The organism is Longispora fulva, from assembly GCF_015751905.1.
In the GTDB taxonomy this organism is placed as follows: domain Bacteria; phylum Actinomycetota; class Actinomycetes; order Mycobacteriales; family Micromonosporaceae; genus Longispora; species Longispora fulva.
Window position 1 is genome coordinate 7,220,070 of sequence record NZ_JADOUF010000001.1, and the last position, 20,109, is coordinate 7,240,178.

The 20,109-nt window shown below is 71.5% G+C and carries 12 protein-coding genes; 7 read left to right on the plus strand and 5 right to left on the minus strand.

Annotated elements, in window-relative coordinates:
• Window positions 1-12 precede the first annotated feature (12 nt).
• Window positions 13-540, plus strand: coding sequence for a cellulose binding domain-containing protein (locus tag IW245_RS33375; protein ID WP_197007093.1), 528 nt, complete (start codon window positions 13-15; stop codon window positions 538-540).
• Here IW245_RS33375 and IW245_RS33380 read toward each other — a convergent pair.
• Together IW245_RS33380 and mycP are read right to left on the minus strand one after the other, a co-directional pair.
• Window positions 537-941: an acyl-CoA thioesterase gene (locus IW245_RS33380; protein ID WP_197007094.1), complete on the minus strand. Its 405-nt coding sequence runs from the start codon at window positions 939-941 to the stop codon at window positions 537-539. The genes IW245_RS33375 and IW245_RS33380 overlap by 4 nt on opposite strands.
• Before the next feature lie 47 nt (window positions 942-988).
• Window positions 989-2,257 (minus strand): type VII secretion-associated serine protease mycosin, encoded by a 1,269-nt coding sequence (mycP, locus tag IW245_RS33385; RefSeq protein ID WP_197007095.1) that lies wholly within the window; start codon window positions 2,255-2,257, stop codon window positions 989-991.
• 129 nt (window positions 2,258-2,386) lie between these two features.
• On the opposite strand from mycP, the gene IW245_RS33390 reads away from it, so the two are divergent.
• Window positions 2,387-3,409: an SMI1/KNR4 family protein gene (locus IW245_RS33390; protein ID WP_197007096.1), complete on the plus strand. Its 1,023-nt coding sequence runs from the start codon at window positions 2,387-2,389 to the stop codon at window positions 3,407-3,409.
• Between the two features lie 4 nt (window positions 3,410-3,413).
• Here IW245_RS33390 and IW245_RS33395 read toward each other — a convergent pair whose 3' ends face one another.
• From IW245_RS33395 to IW245_RS33405, 3 genes are read right to left on the minus strand one after another with little or no spacing between them, the layout of a single operon-like run.
• The gene (locus IW245_RS33395) at window positions 3,414-4,052 is read right to left on the minus strand and encodes a toxin-antitoxin system YwqK family antitoxin (RefSeq protein WP_197007097.1); all 639 of its coding nucleotides are present in this window, start codon (window positions 4,050-4,052) and stop codon (window positions 3,414-3,416) included.
• 5 nt (window positions 4,053-4,057) lie between these two features.
• A complete protein-coding gene (locus IW245_RS33400; protein WP_197007098.1) occupies window positions 4,058-4,789 on the minus strand; it encodes a toxin-antitoxin system YwqK family antitoxin in 732 nt (243 codons plus the stop codon).
• A complete protein-coding gene (locus tag IW245_RS33405; protein ID WP_197007099.1) occupies window positions 4,786-6,462 on the minus strand; it encodes a right-handed parallel beta-helix repeat-containing protein in 1,677 nt (558 codons plus the stop codon). The genes IW245_RS33400 and IW245_RS33405 overlap by 4 nt, the downstream gene beginning before the upstream one ends.
• 93 nt (window positions 6,463-6,555) lie before the next feature.
• Here IW245_RS33405 and IW245_RS33410 point away from each other — a divergent pair, with 93 nt between their 5' ends.
• The 5 genes from IW245_RS33410 to IW245_RS33430 all read left to right on the plus strand — a co-directional run bounded on the left by IW245_RS33410 (window position 6,556) and on the right by IW245_RS33430 (window position 20,103).
• A complete protein-coding gene (locus tag IW245_RS33410) occupies window positions 6,556-7,908 on the plus strand; it encodes an SseB family protein (RefSeq protein WP_197007100.1) in 1,353 nt (450 codons plus the stop codon).
• Window positions 7,905-8,276, plus strand: coding sequence for a hypothetical protein (locus tag IW245_RS33415; RefSeq protein ID WP_197007101.1), 372 nt, complete (start codon window positions 7,905-7,907; stop codon window positions 8,274-8,276). Before IW245_RS33410 ends, IW245_RS33415 begins: the two co-directional genes overlap by 4 nt.
• Before the next feature lie 111 nt (window positions 8,277-8,387).
• Window positions 8,388-8,804 carry a YbaB/EbfC family nucleoid-associated protein gene (locus IW245_RS33420; protein ID WP_197007102.1) on the plus strand — a complete coding sequence of 139 codons (417 nt, stop codon included), beginning with the start codon at window positions 8,388-8,390 and terminating at the stop codon, window positions 8,802-8,804.
• A complete protein-coding gene (locus tag IW245_RS33425) occupies window positions 8,788-9,138 on the plus strand; it encodes a hypothetical protein (protein ID WP_197007103.1) in 351 nt (116 codons plus the stop codon). Before IW245_RS33420 ends, IW245_RS33425 begins: the two co-directional genes overlap by 17 nt.
• 72 nt (window positions 9,139-9,210) lie before the next feature.
• The gene (locus IW245_RS33430) at window positions 9,211-20,103 is read left to right on the plus strand and encodes a DUF5995 family protein (RefSeq protein ID WP_197007104.1); all 10,893 of its coding nucleotides are present in this window, start codon (window positions 9,211-9,213) and stop codon (window positions 20,101-20,103) included.
• Window positions 20,104-20,109 lie beyond the last annotated feature (6 nt).

Consider the following 20,109-nt stretch of genomic DNA (forward strand, 5'->3'; position numbering starts at 1 on the left):
TACGGTTTGTTCATGTTCGCCCGCCTTGTTCTAGCGGCGGCGGTGGCGTTCGCCGCCCCCGTGCCGGCCTGGAGCGCGCCACCGCCGGCCACCGCGCACTGCCCGGACGCGCCCTCGTCGACCCCGGACCCCCAGGTCGTGGAGGTCACGTTCTGCGTGCTCGACGTGTGGGACACCGGCTTCGACGGCCGGCTGACGTTCGTCAACCACGGCACGGCCCCGGTGGCGAACTGGGAGCTGACGATGACCGTCCAGCCGGCGATCGCGGTCAGCGAGGCATGGGGGATGGAGTTCCGTCAGGCCGACACCAAGGTCGATTTCTGGCAGTCACCGGGCGGGGATCCGGTGCCGGTGGGCGGACAGGTCACCTACCGGTTCCTGGCGCGCCGGCCGGCGGGGGAGTCGATCGGGAGTCCGGTGACGGCGTGTTCGCTGGCCGGTCGGCCCTGTCATGTTCTGACGCACGCGGACGTGCCGCCGGCTCCGGGGCCGGCGTCGGCCGGTAGTCCCCGGCCGGCGCTGGGGATGATCCGGGGCTAGGAGAGCTTCTCCCAGAAGGCGCGCTCGTCCTCGGCCAGCGGGCGCGACGCCTTGTCGGCGTGCGAATACGCGACCAGGACGCACTCGCTGCGCACCACCGGGGTGTCGCCGTCGAACAGCTCCTGGCTGAGCGTCCACGAGGACGTGCCCAGTCGGCTCACCCACGTCTCGACCCGCAGGGTCAGCCCCGGCCGGTACACCACCGGGAACAGGTAGTCGACCGCCACCCGCGCCGCGACGTACCCCCGGTCGTCCGGGCCGCCGGCCGTCCCCGAGGGGGAGGTGCCGATCAGTTCCATCCGGGCGTCCTCGAAGTAGGACAGGTAGCGGGCGTGGTTGATGTGTCCCAACTGGTCGGGATCGGACCAGCGGACCTGGGCGTGGTGGATCGCGCGCGACATCCCGCGACCCTACCCGGACGGGGCGGTCGACCGGGGGCCCGGGCCGGTCAGGTGTCGAACAGGTGTACCGGCGGGGCCGGCTCCAGATCGATCGGGTTGTCGGGCGGGGGCGCGGCCGTGCCGGACCGCCAACCCCGGCGTCGACCGCGCGGGATCACCACCGCCGCACCCGCCGTGACCAGCACCCCGACCAGCGCCACCCCGGCGAGGATCATCGCGATCCGGGTACTGCGCGCCCACGCCGCCTCGTGCGCAGCCTGGCCGGCCGGCACGGGTGGCACGGTGAGCGCGGGCATCGCGACCGGGGCGGGCACCGGGGTGCTCAGTTGCTCGGTGACGGCCGCATACGGGTTCACCACGCCGTAGCCGTACTCCAGGCTGGGCGCCGTGCCCGGGGCCGGACTGGCGGTGGCCTCCAATCGGCGGATGACCTCAGGGCCGGTCAGGTGGGGCCACCGGGCGATCACCAGCGCCGCGGCACCGCTGACGAAGGCCGCGGCGATGCTGGTCCCGTCGACGGTCACGAGTCCGCTGCCGCGCTGGGTGGCGGGCACCGCGCCGCCGGGGGCGACGAGCCCGACGTACGTGCCGTGCTGCGAGTTCGCCCAACGGTTGCCGGCCTGGTCGATCGCGCCGACGCCGAGCACGCCGGGATAGGCGGCGGGATAGGGCGTCGGGTTCGGGTCGTTCGGGCCGCCGTGGTTGCCGGCGGCGGCCACCACCACGATGTTCTGGGCGACGGCGGCGCTGATCGCGGCGCGCACGGCCGCGTCGTCCGTGTACAGCACGCCGGAGATGTCGATCACCCGGGCGTGGGCGCTCACCGCCGTGGTGATCGCGCTGGCGAACTGCGCCGGGGTCGCCGAACGGTTGCTCGCGCCGATCGTGTCCGGGTCCTCGCTGACCCGGATGGGCAGGATCGACACGTCGGGGGCCACGCCGTGGAAGGCGAGGTCAGGGGTCGGCTGCCCGGCGATGATGCCCGCGACCTGGGTGCCGTGCCCGACACAGTCGACGCTGCCCTTGGGATCCTTGCCGGCGAGCACGTTGCCACCCGCCTGGACCCGGCCGTTCAGCAGCGGCTGGGTGGCGTCGACGCCGGAGTCCAGCACGGCGACCGTCACCCCCGTGCCCCGGCTGAACTGCCACGCGCGCTCCGGTGCGAGGAGCTGCTGCGACCACGGCACCTGGCGGATCTGCTCACCCGGGCCCGCGCAGTCGTCCGCCGCCGCAGGCCCCGCGAGCGGCAACGGACCGAGCGCGACGGCCGTGACCACCGACGTCAGGAACCAGGCCAGCCGGCGCTGTAACTGCATGGCCTGCTCTCACCTCCGGGTCGATGCGGGCTGCGTCAGTGTAGTGCGCGCGCCCGTATGCTGGAGCCCGCGGTGCACCGGAGGTGACTCATGGATCGAAGCGGGGCGTTCCCGGGTGAAAGATACGCGATGCAGATCATTCACCCTGGCTCACCGGTGCTCCGGATCCGGTACCGGCAGGGCGTGTTCGTGGCCCCCACCGGCCTCCCGGACTGGCTGCTCTACGCGCGGGTGATCGTCGAGCTGCCGGCCACCCCGGACGACCTGACCCGCGACGAGCTACGGGTGCTCCGGGTGCTCGCGGCCAACGAGGCGATGGTCGCCGCCGGTGACCCGCTGTGGGAGTTCACCCGGGCCGACTACGCCGCGCGGACCCCGCCGGGCTGGACCTGGGCGCACCTGCGGGGCGGGCAGCTCGCGCTCGTGCCCGCCGACCTGCACGGTTCCTACCGGCACATCGGCGGGATGAACCTGACCCGGGGCACGGCACCCGGCCGTGGCCTGCTGGGCGAGGCGGTCGAACAGCGCGTGCCGACCCGCGTCGCGGAGCGCGTCTCGGAGGCCGCGATGACCAGCGTCGAGGATCATCTGGGGTACCAGCTGCCGCCGCGCTACCGCGCCTTCCTGCTCGACACCAACGGCGCGGGCCCGACCGAGCCCGCGGTGCACGCCGAGCACGGCTTCGTCCTCGACCAGCCGCTGTTCGGGCTGGCCCGGCCGGACCGGCAGCAGGACCTGGTATACGCGAACGCCTGGCTGGCCGACCGGTTCACCCCGGACTTCCTGGCCATCGGGTACGTCCAGGGCGGCATGCTGGCGGTGCGGGCGCGCGGCGAGGACGCCGACTCGATCTGGTACTTCGACGACGACGATCCGCGCGACGACCAGGCGTTCACGGCCGCCGAGGTCAGCGCCTCGCTGCTCTCCCGGATCGCCGACAGCGTCGACGACCTGTGGACCGAGCTGACCCTGCCTCCGACGGACCTCGTGGACGCGGTCGACGAGTGGACCCGCGCCGGCCTGGTACGCGAGGTCCGCCAGCCCGCGCAGGGCGGCTGGTTGCCGGCGAGCATGCGTGCCCCGTGGCAGACCGACGGCACGGTCGGGGAGGGCGCGGACCTGCTCGCCCTGTTCGACGCGGGAGTGGTGTAGCCGGTCAGCGGCCGGTCACGTGCTCGTAGGTGAGGTCGCCGTCCTCGTCCCACCGCTCGACCTTGGCGACGTAGCCGGCCGGCTCGTAGGTGATCTGCTCGCGGAGCTGGCCGTTCTCGTAGAACGTCCGGCTGGCGCCGCTCTCCTGCCCCTCGTCGTAGGTGCTCTCGGAGTACAGGGAGCCGTCCGGGTAGTACCCCCTGCTCGGGCCGTGCCTGAGCCCGTCCTGATAGGAGGCGGTCTCCATGAGCACGCCGGCCCGGGACCGGGTCACGGACTCCCCGGTGAACAGGTAGTCGTGGTGGAACGTCAGGTAGGTCCCGGGGTCGAAGTCCAGCTCGCGGAAGTCGACCGGCTCGGGCTCTGGCGTCAGCCGCTCGCGGAGCTGGCCGTTCTCGTGGAACATCCGCTCGGCGCCCACCTGTTCGCCGTGCTCGTAGGCGGACTCGGAGTGCACGGACCCGTCCGGGAAGTAGCCCCGGCTCGTGCCGTGCTTGCGTCCTTCCAGGTAGGCGGTGATCTCCATGAGCACCCCGGCCCGGGACCTCGCGACCGACTCCCCGGTGAACAGCACTCCCTTGTGGTAGGTGAGGTAGGTTCCCGGATCGAAGTCCAGATGGAAGAAATCGACCTCCTCGGGCACGGGCGTCAGCCGCCGGTCACGTGCTCGTAGGTGAGGTCGCCGTCCTCGTCCCACCGCTCGACCTTGGCGACCCGGCCGGGCGGCGAGTAGGTGACCTGCTCGCGGAGCTGGCCGTTGTCGTACCAGGTCCGGTCGACGCCCACCTCCAGGCCCCGCTCGTACGTGCCCTCGGAGTGCACGGAACCGTCGGGGAAGTAGGTCCGACTCACGCCGTGCTTGCGGCCGCCCTCGTAGGGGGTGACCTCCATCAGCACGCCGGCGCCCGACCGGGTCTCGGACACCCCGGTGAACAACACGCCATTGTGGAAGGTGTGGTAGCTGCCGGAATCGAAGTACAGATCATCGAAGTCGACCGGCTCGGGCGCGGGCGTCTGCTGCCCGGGGGTGTGCTCGTAGCTGAGCTCACCGTCCTCGCTCCAGCGTCGGACCCTGACGGTCTCGCCCGGCGGGGAATAGGTGATCTCCTCGCTGAGCTGGCCGTTCTCGTACCAGGTACGGTCGGCCCCACTCTTGAGCCCCCGGTCGTAGGTGACCTCGGAGTGCACCGTGCCGTCGGGGTAGAAGGTCCTGGTCACCCCGTGCTGCCGGCCCTCCTCGAACGCGGCGAGCGCCAGCAGCGAGCCGTCAGCGGTGCGCTCGGCCGCCACCCCGGTGAACAACGCGCCATCACGGAACGTGAAGTAGGTGTCAGGGTCGAAGTACAGATCGTCCTCGTCGACCGGCTCGGGGGTGGTCATCGGGTCGCCACCAGCAGGTCGTCGAGCACCAGGGTCCGCAGGTCGTCCCGGGTGGGCATCGAGCCGAGGCCCCGCAGCCGGCCCGACTGCGCCTTGCGCATGCTCTCCAGCAGCTTGCGCGCCTCGCGGGCGTTGCCGAAGTTCTGACCGCGCTGGATCTGGCCGAACCACTCCCGCAGCGCGTCGTCCAGCCCGCTGGCCAGCAGGTAGTCGTCGTTGCGCGCGATCCGGTTCACGATCAGGACGAGCTCGTTCGGCGAGTAGTTCTCGAACTCGAGGGTCTTGGCGAACCGGGAGGCCAGACCGGAGTTGGCGTCCAGGAACGTCTGCATCTCCACGGTGTAGCCGGCAACGATGACCGCGACCTGGTCGCGGTGGTCCTCCATCAACTTGACCAGGGTGTCGATGGCCTCCTGGCCGAAGTCGGCGCTGCTGCCGCCCGAGCGGGACAGCGTGTAGGCCTCGTCGATGAACAGCACGCCGCCGAGCGCCTCCTGGAAGACCGAGGTGGCCTTCTCCGCGGTGTGCCCGATGTACTGTCCGACCAGGTCCCGCCGCGCGACCTCCTTGAACTGCCCGTTGGGCAGCACGCCGAGCGCCTGCAGCAGCTGGCCGTAGATCCGGGCCACCGTCGTCTTACCGGTACCCGGGGCGCCGGTGAAGATCAGGTGGTGGCTCGCCCCGCCCACGGCCAGACCGGCCTGGCGTCGCCACTCGTTGACCTGGATCTCGTCGATCAGGGCCCGGACCTCGTCCTTCACGCCGGCCAGGCCGATCATGGAGTCCAGCTCGGCGAGCAGCTTGTCGACCTTGGCGGTGTCCTGGACCGCCGCGCTCTCGACGGCCGCGGCCCCGACCTTGGGCTGGTGGTCCTCCGAGGCCTCCCGGATGACCGGCTGCGCGCCCTCGTCGACGTGGATGCCGGGCTGGGCGGTGTTCTCGATCCGGCACTCCTCGACCAGCCCGCCGGTGCCGCGACCGAACATGACTCCCACGCCCTGGGTGTCGTGCACCCAGCAGCCGGTGATGGTCGCGCTACTCTGCGACGCGACGGAGATGCCGACGTCGCCGGCCCCCGAGATGTCGCAGCGCTCGATGGTCGGCCGGCCGCCCTGGTAGACGTACACCCCGCGGAAGCCGCACCCGGCGATCGTCGAGTTCCGGATGACCGGGTCGGCGCCGAGCCGGACGATCACCGCGTCGTCGGTGATGTTGGAGACCTCGCACTTGTCGATCGTGCCGGTGGCGTCCTCGATGACGAACCCGAACTGCCCGCCGGTCACCTTCACCTCGAAGGCGGTCAGCTCCGTGCCCCCGGTGACCGCGACGGCGGCGCCGTATCCGGAGTCCGCCGTGCACTGCCGCACGCTGAGTCGGCTGCCGTGCGCGCTGAGCGCCGCGGTGTCGCCCGCGCGCAGCGTCAGTCCCTCGAGCCCGACCTGTCCGCCGCTGACCGACACAGCCGGCTGGCCGAAGCCCCGGGCGTCGATGGTGACCGAGCCGGGGTCTCCCGCGGCGACCAGCTTGAGCCGGCGTCCGCCTACGTGCAGGGCCTCCAGGTACTCACCCGGTGCGATCGAGATCACGGAGTCGTCCGCGGCGACCTCGAGTGCGTCGCGAATTGTCGGGTAGGCCCCAGGCTGGGTGGGAGAAACGGTGTATGTGCGTGCCATGGCTCCGCCCGGGTCGAAGGGTGGCTTTGTTCAGGCCGACCCTAGCGCACGCGCACCACATGTCCCTTGCTGGCGGCCGGTATGGTCGTGCCGATGGACGCGGCGAGCTGGGAACCAGCCAACGACGTCGAACACGCCCTGCGCCGGGTGCTGCTCGACGGTGATCAGCGTGCCTATCTGGACATCCTGGGCACCGCGCCGCTGTACGTGCCGACCGAGGCCAGCGCGTATCAGGAGGGCAGGGCGGCCCTCTTCGTCTGGGACATCGACGGCATGCGGTTCGCCCCGGTCTTCACCTCGCCCGACGCGCTGGAGCTGGCCGTGGCCGAGCACGGGCAGTCCGCGGACGCGTACCACGTGGTCACGTACCCGCAGCTGGTCGAGATCTGGCCGGATCCGACGCTGCGCCTGGCGATCGACCCGAACCTGCCGATCGGCGCGTTCCTGAACATCGACGACATCGCCACCGGCGCCGACCTGCTGACCGCCGCGGAGCTCGGCGTGGCGTTCACGCCGTCCAACCCGGTGGAGGAGTTGTTGGCCGAGGCCGCGGCGGCGGGGGACTCCTCCGGCTTCCTCGACGCCCTGGTCGCCTCCGTCGTGCTGCTGCCGATCTCGCGGCCGCTGTCCGGGGTCGAGGACATCGAGAGCCCCGGGTTCCCCTGGCGGGACCTGCCCGGCGCGGCGGAGCCGACCATCGCGGTGTTCACCTCGCCGGAGCGGCTCGCGGAGGCATGGCCGGACGTGCCGCCATCGGCACCCGTCCCGGTGGTGCGGCTCGCGGACGCGTGGCCCGACGCGCGTTACCGCCTGGTCGTGAACCCGGGCTCGGTCCTCGAGGCGACCTTCGCGGGGGACGAGCTGCGGGGCCTCGTCGACTGGGGCCAGGACATGCTGAGCCGGTACGACGAGTCCCGGGCCTCCGTCCCACGGGCCGTGGAGCGGGCCGCCCCGCCCCTGGTCATGCTGCAGAAGGTGCTGGCACACGGCGAGGCGGACCACTACGTGCGCGGCGGAAGACACACGGTCACGGGTTTCGTGTATCCGTACGACCCGGTCGGGCGCGCGACCCCCGCGGGGCTGTACGCGGCGCTCGACCTCGGGCCGGACGACGGCTTCGACCCGGCCGATCCCGAGGTGCACCTGTTGCGCTGGCCGGCGCACCGCCCGGAGCTGTACCGGCTCGCCGTCGGCGGACCCGACGAGGCGACCCGGGCCGCGAACGACGGCTGGATGATCGAGCCGGCCCCGTTCCGTGGTGGCGGCGCGACCTCCGCCGGGGTCCCGCAGCTCAAGGCGGACAGCGTCGCGGTGCCGCACGACGCCGTGCTGGTCCGGCTCGGCGCCGACGGGGAGGAGCGTCTGGTGGCCAGCTACGACGCCGACCACGGCGCCTGGGTGCCGGTCGCGACCGTGGACCTGCGTTCCGCGCTGGTGGGGCCATGATCATCAATGGGTACCTGGCGAGGCTGGGTACGGCCGAGTACGAGGCCAGCCCCGACGGTGAGCGACTCGTGCGGCTGTACGCGGACGGGCCGGCTCCGGGATTCGAGCGGATCGCCCCGGACCGGTACCGCAGGCTGGTGCTGGTCGGCGACCTGGACTGGTTCGGTTACGCCCGGACCGTGGCGACGTGGCGGGAGCTGCCGGTGCTGGTTCTGGCGGAGGACAACGAGGACATGACCGTCGAGTATCTCGGCGGGATCGGGCCACTGGCGGTCGCGGCGGGGTTCACCCGGGTCGAGCCTGGGGTGTACCAGGGGGTCGTTCCCCGCTCCGAGGTCACGGATCAGCGGCAGGTCCGTACCTCCTGATCGGGCGGTGGTCCGGACTTGCGGGCCTTGGGTATCGTCAAAAAGCGTACGCCAACCGGCGTGGCCGGTCATCGGCGTCCAGGTGGGCGGTGGACGAGAGGAGAGCGCGGCATGGACAGGGAACGGCCGAACTTCTCCGGCCTCTACGACATGATGAGCGACCTGCGCAAGTCCCTCGGCGCCATCAACGACACCCATCGGCGGATGGCCGAGGTGTCCGCGGTCGCCTGGTCTGACGACCGCATGATCAAGGCCGTGGTCGGCCCCCGGGGGCACCTGATCAGCCTCGAGATCGACCCGCGGATCTACCGCAAACCGAACTCCACCGCGCTGGCGGCGACCATCGTGGCCACGGTGCGTCAGGCGGTGGAGGAAGCACTGGCCAAGACCCAGGAGATCGTCGACGCCGCGGTGCCGGTCGAGTTCCGGGCGAAGAAGGCCGGCGACATGCCGATGATGGACTTCATTCGCGCGCACGACGCGGATCTACCGAAGATCGTGGAGGGGGACCATGGGGACGTACGTTGAGATCACCGGTGACCCGGACGAGGTGCGGGGTCGCGGCCTGAACATGAAGGCGGCCGGCGAGACCTTCCACGCCACCGCCCAGGGGCTGATCGGTGACATCGAGGCGGCCGAGGGCTCGGCGCCGTGGGGCAACGACAAGTTCGGCCAGGAGTTCCTGAAGACCTACCACAAGGACTACGACGGCAAGACCTTCAACGACATCGTGAAGTCCACGCTGACGGAGACCGGGCCGAAGATCTCCTCGACGGGCCAGGCCATCGCCACCGCGATGAGTGACTACCAGTTCACCGACGCGTTGGGGCAGAGCGACATCAGCAAGTCCGTCAAGGAATAGCCTCATCGACCGCCGGCCGGGTCAGACCCGGCCGGCGTAGCCGTCGGCACCACAGGGGAGGAGGGTCGCGCGTTGGGTCTCAAGGACTGGCTGTTCGACTTCCTCGAATTCTTCAGGGAGCTGGAGGAGTGGCTGCCGGGGATCATGGGGGACGTCCTCGAGTTCCTGGTCGAGATCCCCGAGGGCGACGAGGAGAAGCTCTACACCCTGGCCGACCACTACGCCAAGGTCGCCGAGCACTACTACCAGCACATCGACGAGCTCGCCCCGCTCCTCAACGACATCTCCATGTGGGGCGGCGACGGCGCCGCCATGGCCGCGTACGAGCAGCTGAACGCCCACATCGAGGAGCTCGGCACCAACGGCGAGACCGCGGGCAACATGTCCGAAGCCGTGCAGACCAACGCGCTGAGCATCGAGACGACGAAGTGGATGGCGCTGGCCAGCATCGCGATGCTCGCCATGGGGCTGTACACGCTCATCGCGGCGGCGTTCGTGTCCTTCGGCGGCTCGCTGTCGGGCGCCCCTGCCCTCGTCTTCGCGGCGCGGCAGGCGATCAAGACCGCGGCGGAGGAGCTGCTCAACACGCTTCGCCAGCAGGGTCTCAAGGCGCTGCTGAAGAAGATCGCCGAGAAGATCGCCGAGACGGTCGGCACGAAGCTGGTCAACCCGCTGACCAACGCGGCCCGCAATGCCGCCGCCAACACCGTGCGGAAGCTGACCACCAAGGAAGGGCTGAAGCTCCTCGGCAAGGATCTGGGGCTCACGGCCCTCCGCCAAGGCAAGGGTTTCGTCAGTTTCACCCTCAAGCAGGAACTGGCCATCAAGGCGATCGAGACCCTCGAGGGCCACGATCCGAAGTGGTCCATGGAGGAGCTGGGCAAGCTGGCGTTCAGCAGCTTCCTGACCGGGGCGCTCGGCGCGCCGTTCGCTCTGGGTGGCAAGCGTGGTCTGTTTCGCGAGGCCGGCGCGATGGGGCTCGGCCAGGCGGGCTCCAACCTCGTCACGATGGGCATCGACGCCGGTCTGACGAAGTGGAAGGGCGAGAAGTGGGCCGCGGAGCACGGCTTCGGCACCAAGAGCATGTGGGACGGAGTCGGCCAGGCCGCCCTGTTCGGCGGGGTCATGGGCGGAATGGGCTCGATGGAGGGGAAGCTTGGCGGGGGCCATGCGGTCGATCCCGCAGCCAGCCACCTGAATGAACCCGCAGCCGGTCACCTGAGTGACCCCGCTGCCCGTCATCTGAACGACCCGGCGGGGCATGGCCTGGACAGCGCGGGGCGAGACACCGCCGGGCGTGAGGCCGGGGCCCACCGCGGCGTCGAGGCCCCGGGGCTCGTCCAGGACGGGGCGCGGCCGGGTGAGCAGGGCGGTTCGCGCGGCTCGGAGCGCGGCGGCGCCCAGCAGGAGCGCGGAACCAGCGACCGGCAGACCTCGTCCCGTACCGACCGCAAGGGCAACGAGAGCAAGGAGACCACCCCGGTCGCCGAGCACCCGACGGGCGAGCGGCCCGTCGAGCACGCGACGCACGAGACCGGGGAGCCCGCGCACACCGGCACCGAACGCGAGCAGACCGGCCACGAGCCGGCGACCTCGCAGCACGAGCCCGCCGCCAGGCACGAGCCCACGACCAGCCACGAGCAGCAGGGTCCCGGCGACGGCCCGCCGAACCGCCGGGTCGAGCAGGCCCCCCCGGTCGAGCACACTGCGCCGGCCGAGCGGCCCCCGGTGGAGCACTCCCCGACGACGGAGCACAACCCGCCCGCCGAGCGGACCCCCGTGGCAGAGCACGGCCCCGCCGCTGAGCACACCACGCCGGGCGAGCGGGCCACGGGCCCCGAACACACCACGCCCGGCGAGCGCGCGCCCGGCTCCGAGCACACGCCGCCGGCGGAGCACAGCCCCGTCGAGCACCCGACGGGTCGGGAGGGCGGGCCCGAGCACCACGCGTCCGAGCCGGGCGGCAGCCGTACCGAGCGCTCCGAGACCCCGGCCGAGCACCGCGAGCCCGTCATTCCCGAGCAGGTCGCGCCGGTCGGCGAGCGGCCGAGCGCCGAGCGCCCCGCCGAGCCACAGTCCCGGGCCGCCGAGCGGCAGCAGCGGCTCGGGGAGAAGCGCAACGAGGAGACCGAACCGGTCGAGCACCCGGTGATCGAGCCGGACAGCCTCAGCCACTCCCCGACCCGCGTCGAGCCCGAGACCGGTCACCGGGAGGTCGCGCCGGACAACGTCCGCAAGGGCCTCGAGGCGGCACCGGAGAAGCCCTCGCCGTCGGCGGAGCGCGTCAGGTCCACCCTGGACGAGCACTTCGGCGAGCCCCCCGGCCCCGAAGGGCCCCGGGGGATGCGCCCCGAGGAGATCGGGGGGAAGCTTGACGGGCTGCGCGAGGGCGTCCGCGAGGAGCGGGTCACAGCCTCGGAGCTGGAGGGCTTCCAGGGCCACGACGCCGAGGCTCCCCGGGTGCGCGAGATCAAGAGCTCGCTCAACGACGTCGTCGACTCGCTCAAGGAACACCAGCGTCACGAGAGCTGGTCATTCGAGTCGTTCAAGAACGGCAACCTCACGGTCAGCATCCATGGCAAAGGCCCCGAGGGCGAGCATTTCACCAAGAAGGTGGTCTTCGAGATCAGGGTCGGCGAGGTGGCGGAGGGGGCCGTCGCCGAGACCGGGCAGCCGCGGGACAACGCCAAGACCGGACGTACCCACTTCGACGTCAAGGTCTCCGATCGGATCGGTGTGACCGGTGACGCCCTCCAGCGGGTGGTCGGGCGTGCCGTCAGCCATGAGATCTCGGAGAACCTGCACAAGGAATTCGGCGTCAACCACCCCTTCGGCGAAGGCGGCGGCGACGGGCTCAGCTCCCATCAGCACGGTCGGCTCGCAGAGGAGCGGTATCTGCTGTCGGAGCGTGCGCACGCGGACCCGGCGGTCGAATCCGGTCGAGTCTCCGACATCAACCGCGAGCTCGACCAGCTGCACAGCCACATGCTCGACGAGCAGGGGCGCGCGCCACACGATCCGGTGCACACGGATCCGGTGCCCGGGCATCACGACGTGTCGGGATTGCCGCCGGAGCACCAGGCCAGCGCCCACCACGCGCTCAACGAGACCAACACCCCGCTGGAGCAGCACGGCGAGCGAGCGTCCCGGCTCGACGTCACCGACCCGGAGCACGTCCGCGTCGGGCACGACGGGCTGGTCAGTCACGTCAAGGTCGGCGACACCTGGAAGCCGGTCGGCGAGCATGTCTCCGACGTGGCCAAGGACCACAGCTCGCAGTACCGCGAGCTCAAGAACGCCGGGCACCCGGACTTCCTGGAGAAGCCGGTCGGCCCCTGTGTCTCGGTTGCTGTGGACACCCGGACAGGGCATGTGATCGAGGGCACGAACAAGCTGGGCGTGCCGGAGTCGGAGCTGCACCCGAAGCTCCAGGAGCGCATCAACGAGCTGAACGCCGAGAAGAACAAGCCCGAGAACGCCGAGAAGTGGAAGGACCAGAACCTCTTCCTCAACGAGCCGGGTAGCCATGCAGAGATCCAGGCGGTCAACAAGCTCCTGTGGCTGCGGGAGCTCGAAGGCATTCCGATCACGGAGCACACCTTCAAGGAACTCGTTGTCGACAACCGCAGTCCCTGGCAGAAGGCCTCGGAGTTCCCCGAAGGCGTGGCCAAGGACGGCGAGGTGCCGATGGCATGCTGCGCGCACTGCAGTCACATCATCAGTGACGTTCCCTCGCGGACCGGCCAGTTCACCCAGCCGGTGAAGCCCGGGGAGTTCGGCGTCCGCGAGGTGCGGCTGCCCAACGGCGAAGTCGTGCACATCGACTACCGGTCCGAATACGGCAACCACCCGTTCGAGCCCGGCGACACCGGTGGAGGGCACGAGCCCACTCACCGCTCCGAGCCGACGCACGACATCAACGCCACCGAGGTGGAGCACACCACCTTCCGTGCCGAGGGCCGCGAGCCGGGCAGGGCGGACCTGTCCCATCAGGAGATCGCCGACGCCGTCCGTTCCCTGCACACGGAAGACCTCGGGCACCGGGTCGCGGACCTGGAAGTCACCGTCGACGCGCACGGCGAGGTGCGGGTCGAGATGCGGCTGTCCGACGGCCGGGCGGTCGACGTGTCCGTCCGGATCGTCGACGAGCTGCCCCGGGCCGACCAGGTGGCGCACACCGAGATCCGTGGGGACCACGCCACGGTCGAGCTGAACCGCAGGATCGCACCCGAGCACGTCGCGCGGGCGTTGGGCCACGAGCTGGCCGAGGTGTCCCACACCGAACAGCCCAGTCGGCTGAGCCGCCGACTGGATCCTGAGGGTCAGCACGCGCCGTCGGACGCGCTGCGGCGCGGGCCGGCCAACGAGGCGGTCCGGGACGGGCGACTCAGCCCGCATGACCACGGCCGGCTGGCTGAGTTGCGGATCCTCGCCCGGGAGCATGCGGAGCTGCCGCCGGGGGAACGCGCGCGGGTCGAGCGGGAGATCTCCGGTCTCGTCGATCACCTGGGGCTGTCGGACGCGCCCAGCGAGCACTGGCGCGGCCTGGCCGACGGGGTCGAGGCCAGGCGGGAGCTGCTGCCCGAGGACGTCCGGCGGGTGCTCGACGACCTGCCCGGGGTGCACGACCGCGCGGCCACCCACCCGAACGGCGAGCCGCGGCTCGCGTTCGACACGCACGGCACGCCGCGCGCCGAGGCGATGCCCGAGCATCCCAACGAGGAGTTCGTCCGGTTGCGGGAGCGCTGCGACGAGATCGCCGCCGAGCAGCGCGCGATGGCCGAGTCGCTGATCGACCGGGAGCCGCCGGGGCCGCCGAGGGTCGACGGGAAGTACTGGTTCGCGCGGGTGTACGAGCACGTCACCACCCACGAGTCGCGCATGATCGACGAGGGTCGCTACGAGTACCCGATCATGAAGATGCAGGAGGTCGAGGCCTTCCACCAGACGTACAAGATGAATCTCGAGGCGTGGCGCGACGGCCGGTTCGGCGAGGTGGAGCCCAACTGGCACCGGGCGTTCGGGATCGCCGAGCGCGCCGAGACCATCCCGCACGGTCTGCAGTCCTTCGAGGTCCTGCACGAGCTGCTGCCGGCGATGCACGCCCACATCCGGTTCGACCTGGCCCGGGCCATCGCGGCGGTCTACCACGAGAACTACGCCGGCAAGGTCCCGCTGGAGACCTTCCGCGAGGACTTCGACCGGATGCAGCCCGTCTTCGACCAGGCGAGCCTCGACCTGCTGCCGGAGATCCGGTCCCGGACGATGGTGATCGACCCGGGTCGGTACGAGATCATGCAGCAGATCGGCATGAAGGGCATCTTCAACGTGCCGGCCGAGCGCGCCCGGACGTGGGAGAAGGCCGAGGAGATCGCCGTCGCGTACGGCGAGGGCGTCACCGACCCGGTCGCGATCCAGCGCCGGCTGGAGAACTACCGCGACGCGAACCACCTGTTCACCGGCCGCAACGACTTCAAGCTGTTCGGCAAGGAGGTCACCGACTACGACTGGGGCCACCAGCCCCGGGCGGGTTCCGAGCTGGCCGGACACGACCGGCCGCCGACCGGTGGCGACTACATCACCTCCAACGAGATGCCGGGGTACTCGGGGCACGGCGGCCCCTACCACCCGGCGGAGGTGCGCGGCGCCATCGAGCACGTCGCCGGGCGGCTCGGCGGCGAGCACGGGGCGCACGGGTTCCGGTCGGTGGAGTTCCACCCGGACGCGTACCAACCGCACCGCGGCACCCTGATCGTCGAGCCACACAAGGGGGCCCCGCGGGTCTTCGAGGTGACGATCGACCGGGTGCCGGACGGCACGATGGCCACCACCCACCCGCCGTTGGAGCGCGGCGGCCCGCACCGGATCACGGTGTCCGCCGAGATTCCGGCGACCGGTCGCGAGCTCGAGCACATCGTCGGCCGGGCTGTCAGCCACGAGATCGCCGAGACGATGCGCGAGTCGAGGGGACCGGTCTCGCGACTGCTGGACGTGGTGCGCCGCGGGAGCGTCGGCGACGCGCTGTCGCCCGACGCCGACCCGGCGGCGAGGCGGTTGAGCGCGCACGACCACGGCCACCTGGCCGAGCTGCGGTTCCTGTCCGAGGAGCGGATGCGGGCCCCGCTCGGCGAGCACGGCCCGATCGATGCCCGGCTGCGGCACCTGATGAACGACATGGGCCTGTCGGGTCACGGCCGCGAGGTCGAGCACCGGCTCGCCATCGTCGACCGGCACCTGACCCCGGAGGCCCGGGCGACCCTCGACCGGCTCCGGACCGACGCGGGCTGGCAGCACCAGCCGCCGTGGCACCAGCAGAACAGCTGGGGCGGCGCGCACACCCCGCCGGCGCACGAGCCCAACGGTTGGCACGGCCAGGAACGGTTCGGCCCCGACGGGTTCGGTCCCGAGCGCGGGGCGGAGCGGTTCGGCCCCGACCGGTTCGGGCCTGACCGTGGTCCCGGCCGGTTCGGGTCCGAGGGCTTCGGACACGAGCGCGGCCCTGGCCGGTTCGGCGCTGAGCACGGTTCCGGCCGGTTCGGCGCCGAGCACAAGTCGGGTCGGTTCGGGTCGGAGATGTCCGAGCACCTCGGCCGGGAGCACGGCGATCCGCACTCCGACCGGGTCGCCCTCGACCACGAGCCGTCCGGCCACCAGGCGCCCGTGCACGAGCCGGTGCGCGAGCCGTCGTGGGCCACCGAGGAGCACCGTCCCCGGCTGAGCGACATGGTCCCGCGCACCGAGCGCGAGGCCGGGGCCTGGAAGCCGGCAGTGGAGCGGGCCATCGCCAAGGAGCTGGAGGATCGCGACTTCGCCGGCCTGCGGGTGAAGTTCCGCGAGGCCGACGTCCACTCGTCGCGGGTCACCGTGTACATGGACGTGTTCCACCCGGACCGGGCGGAACCGGTCGGATCCATCACGCGCGAGCTGATCCGCGACGGGAACGTCGTCGAGGCCCAGCACGTGACCCTGAAGCTGGATGCGAACGTGCGGGGGGCCGGGTTCGCCCGCGCCTTCAACGACCACCTGGAGAACTGGTACGTCGAGTCGGGTGTCGAGCGGATCAGCCTGCGCGCCGCCATGAACGTCGGCGGGTACGCGTGGGCCCGCGAAGGTTACACCTGGGATCCGCGGTTCGGCGATCAGAACGCGCGCACCTGCCTGAGCCGCCTCGGCAAGGAACGCAACGCGGTGCAGGCGGACCTGGAGGGGCTGGTCTCCGGGCTCGGTGCCGGCGACACCGCCGGGGTCGAGCGGATCGTCGCACGGCACGGCGGGGAGGACCCGGCAGCCGTGGTCGCGAAGCTGCGCTCGCAGGTCAGGGCCGCCGACGAGCTGATCGCCCGGTCCAGGGCGACGTCGTTCGGATCGAAGGACTTCCCCACGCCGTACGAGATCAGCCAGTGCGGTCGCGCGGGGGAGCACGGCGTCGACGCGACCTGGGTCGGCAAGAAGGCCATGCTCGGCGCGGACTGGCGCGGGGTGAAGACCCCGGAGCCCCGGCCCGAGGCGCCGCGGATCACCGAGGTCGAGGCCGCGCCGCACGACGTCGAGTCGCGGCGCGCCGACGACGTCCGGCCGACGGTGCCCGAGCAGCGGGGCCCGCCGGCGGATCACCGCCTGCCCACGGACCCGGTGCGGGACGGGCACACCTCCGCCCCGCGCGACGAGACGCACGCGGCGTCGTCCGGGCGCGACGAGACGCACGCGTCCGTCGGGCGCGACGAGGCCCGTCCGACCGGCACCGACACGCCCGCCCCTGAGCACCCCGATCCTGAGCACCCCGATCCTGAGCACCCCGGCCCTGAGCGCCCCGGTCCCGAGCATCCCGGCTCGGACCACGATGCCGGCGGGCCGCACGGCGAACCGCGCCCGACCGACGGTGGCCCCGACCTGCGGCACTCGGCGCTCGGCCACGAGCTCGGCGGCGCGTATCTGCATGACGCCGACCCGGCGCGCACAGCCTCGGCCATCGAGAGCATTCTCGGCGACCGGGAGCTGCTGCCGCCGGACATGGCCGTGAGCCCCTCGGGGCATGAGGCCTGGGTCGCGCGGCCGGACGGTGGGGCGTATCCGGTCCGGTTCGAGACCGTGCCGGTGCACCCGGGCCACGCGGTGATGGTGGACGCGCACTCGTACCATCCGACGACCGCGGTGCGGTACCACGCCGATCACGCGGTGCTCTACGTCTCCGAGAACGCGTCTCCCGACCACATCCGGCAGGGCGTGTCCGGCACGCTCACCGAGATCGACGTGCAGGTCAAGCGCCAGTTGTCCGGAGAACGGCTGGACACGACCTCGAAGCTGGTCGAGAACTCGCGGCTGGACCCGGCCGTCGAGCACCGGCTGGCCGAGGAGCGCGCCGGCACGTCGTCGTCGACGCACACCCCGGACCGGGTCGAGCTGACCCCGAAGGACGCCGGGCGGGTGGCCACGATGCGGACCCTGGCGCACGATCTGGCCCGGGCCGAGAGTTCCGGCGACGTGGCCCGGGCGCAGCAGCTGCGGGCGGACGCGGTGGGCAGGGCCATCGCCTACGGTCTGGGCGAGCGCAACGGGGAGCCGGTGCACCGCCTCGGGGACAACCAGCCGGCCTCGCCGAAAGAGGCGGCCGACTGGCGTAGGGAGACTCTGAAGAGCGAGCTCGGAGCCGAGCACGCCCGTGTGGCCGACATCCTCGACACCGATGCGGGGCACCGGTGGGCCGACTCGATCCAGGAACTCCGGACGGAGGACCGGCAAGCCCTGCGGACCGGGGTCGAGCGGATGATCGAGGACCGGAACGCCGCCGACGCGGTGATCACCCGGCAGGTCGCGGAGGCGCTGGACGCCGGTACCCCTCATGTGTTTGATCGGTTGATCCTGGGGAACGGCTGGGCCGCGACCCTCGACTTCGTCCACCACGGGCCGACCGGCGGCGGTGAGCTGCCGCGGGTGATGAGCATCGGCGACCATGCCGAGCCGTGGCTGCCGCGGGGCGACCTGAAGTTGGGGCAGGTTCCCGGCGAGTTGGAGCTCCCCGGCATGCCGTTCCAACCGGGTCACTTCGCCGAACCGGGAACCGACTTCCTCCGCGCCGACCACTTCGGGCTGGCGGTCGGCGCCGCCCGGGCCATGTCCGACATGCCGACGTACCACGGCAACGCGCAGAGCGTCGTGGCCAGGCCGGAGGGACACGCGCCCGGTTGGCCCGACGGTGCCCAGTACAGAGTGACGGTCGACGGTCGAACGATGTACACGGCGGCCGTGGACGTGACCACCGGCCCGGGCCAGCCCCGGGTGGTGTCCTACGCCGAGAACCACGTCCCCCCGCGGATCATCGACCCGGGCAGCGGGTTCAGCGTGGAGGAATACACCTCGAAGCCGAAATTCTTCGACCGCGATCAGCAATCCGTGCCGTTCGAGCAGGTGCCGAAGGAGGCGCTGACCCAGTTCGATCTCAACGACAACGGCGCGGCCGGGAGGACCGGGCCGTTGGTGGCGGACCGGCAGGGCAGGCTGACCGACCCGCGGATCATCGACGTCCCCAGTGGCGTGACCGTCGACGGCAACACCCATCAGGTGTACGACCGCGACGGCCACCTCATCGACCGCGGCAGCGTCGACCCTGACGTGTTGGACCGGCTGGGCTTCCGGCCGGACGGCACCTTCGTCGACCCCAGACTCGTGGTGCACCCCTCGGGAACGGCGATGCACCCCGTCACCGGCGAGGTGCTGCGGGTCGAGGTGGACCCGGCCACCGGCAGGGTGCTGCGGATCACCGAGACGGGCGTCGACCAGGCGCGGGTGCACCCCGACGTGCTCCGTGAGCTGACGAACGAGGCCAGCACCCGGCAGGTGCAGTTCGGCGGGCAGAACCTCGCGAGCGACTACCGGCCGGGGGAGCGGGTCGTCGTCTACGGTGCCGGGGCTTCCGGGGCCTGGGACGTCGAGCAGGCCGCGCGTGCGTCGGCCATGCACGGTGATGCTGTTCCCGACCCGGGGAAGAGCAGTTGGATCGCCCGCCCCAACGAGAATGCGGGTGACCTGCACGATGTCCGTCAGCAGTTCGAGAACTCCGGTGGCTACAACCGGCGCAACACGCTGCCCGGGCTCGGAGCGTTCTCCGAGCACGCGTCACAGTACGTCGAGCGGCAACTGGGTACCCTGACGTCGGTGATGGCCACCACCGACGGGAAGTTCCGCATCACGTTCGAAGAGGGCCTGCCCGAGGTGTACGACCGCGTGGTGTTCTCCATCGGTCAGGAACCCACCTACCCGGGTGGCCCGGCAGACCTGGTCAGAGGGCACGATCTGCACCCGCTGTACGGCCCGGGCGGCGAGGTCAACGGGCTGCACGACGCGTCCGGTGGGCTCCGGGTGCTCGGTGCGGCCAGCACGCCCAATCCGGTGACGGGGAACGTGGTGCCCGCATTGCGGGACGTGGTGCGGGGCCTGGTCGGCGACCAGGCGGGTGCGCTGCCGCACGACTCGCAGAACATCCCGCCGAGTATCCGGCACACGGCGGGCCGGATCGTGCAGGCGAACATGCCGTTCGACGGCTTCGTCCCGAAGTCCGTCGCGGACCCGTTCGGACGCCTGGCCCCGGAGCAGTTACATGCCGCCGAGGGTCTGGCTGCGGCGGAGGGGGCGACCGTGCGCGGGCTGCCCGAGCTGCGCGACGCCAGCGGGTTGGGCCTGGTCAGACTCGGGCCGTCCGACCCCGGAACGGTGACGATGCTGCGTGAGTTGCCCAAGGGTGACCTTGCGGGCCAGGTCAGCGCAGTCGGACGTGCCTATACCAAGGCGGTCGAGGCCGAAGTGGGCGCAATCGTGTTCGATGGACGTCAGGCCGGGTTGACCGCAGCTCAGGCGTGGGCCGTGATGCACCAGCTACCGGGCGGTGCACACTCGGATGCGACGGTGAAGTTCATCCTGCGCGACGGTACGGTCGTGGCCGGCTCGGACCTCATGCCGGACGGCAGATAAGTGGTG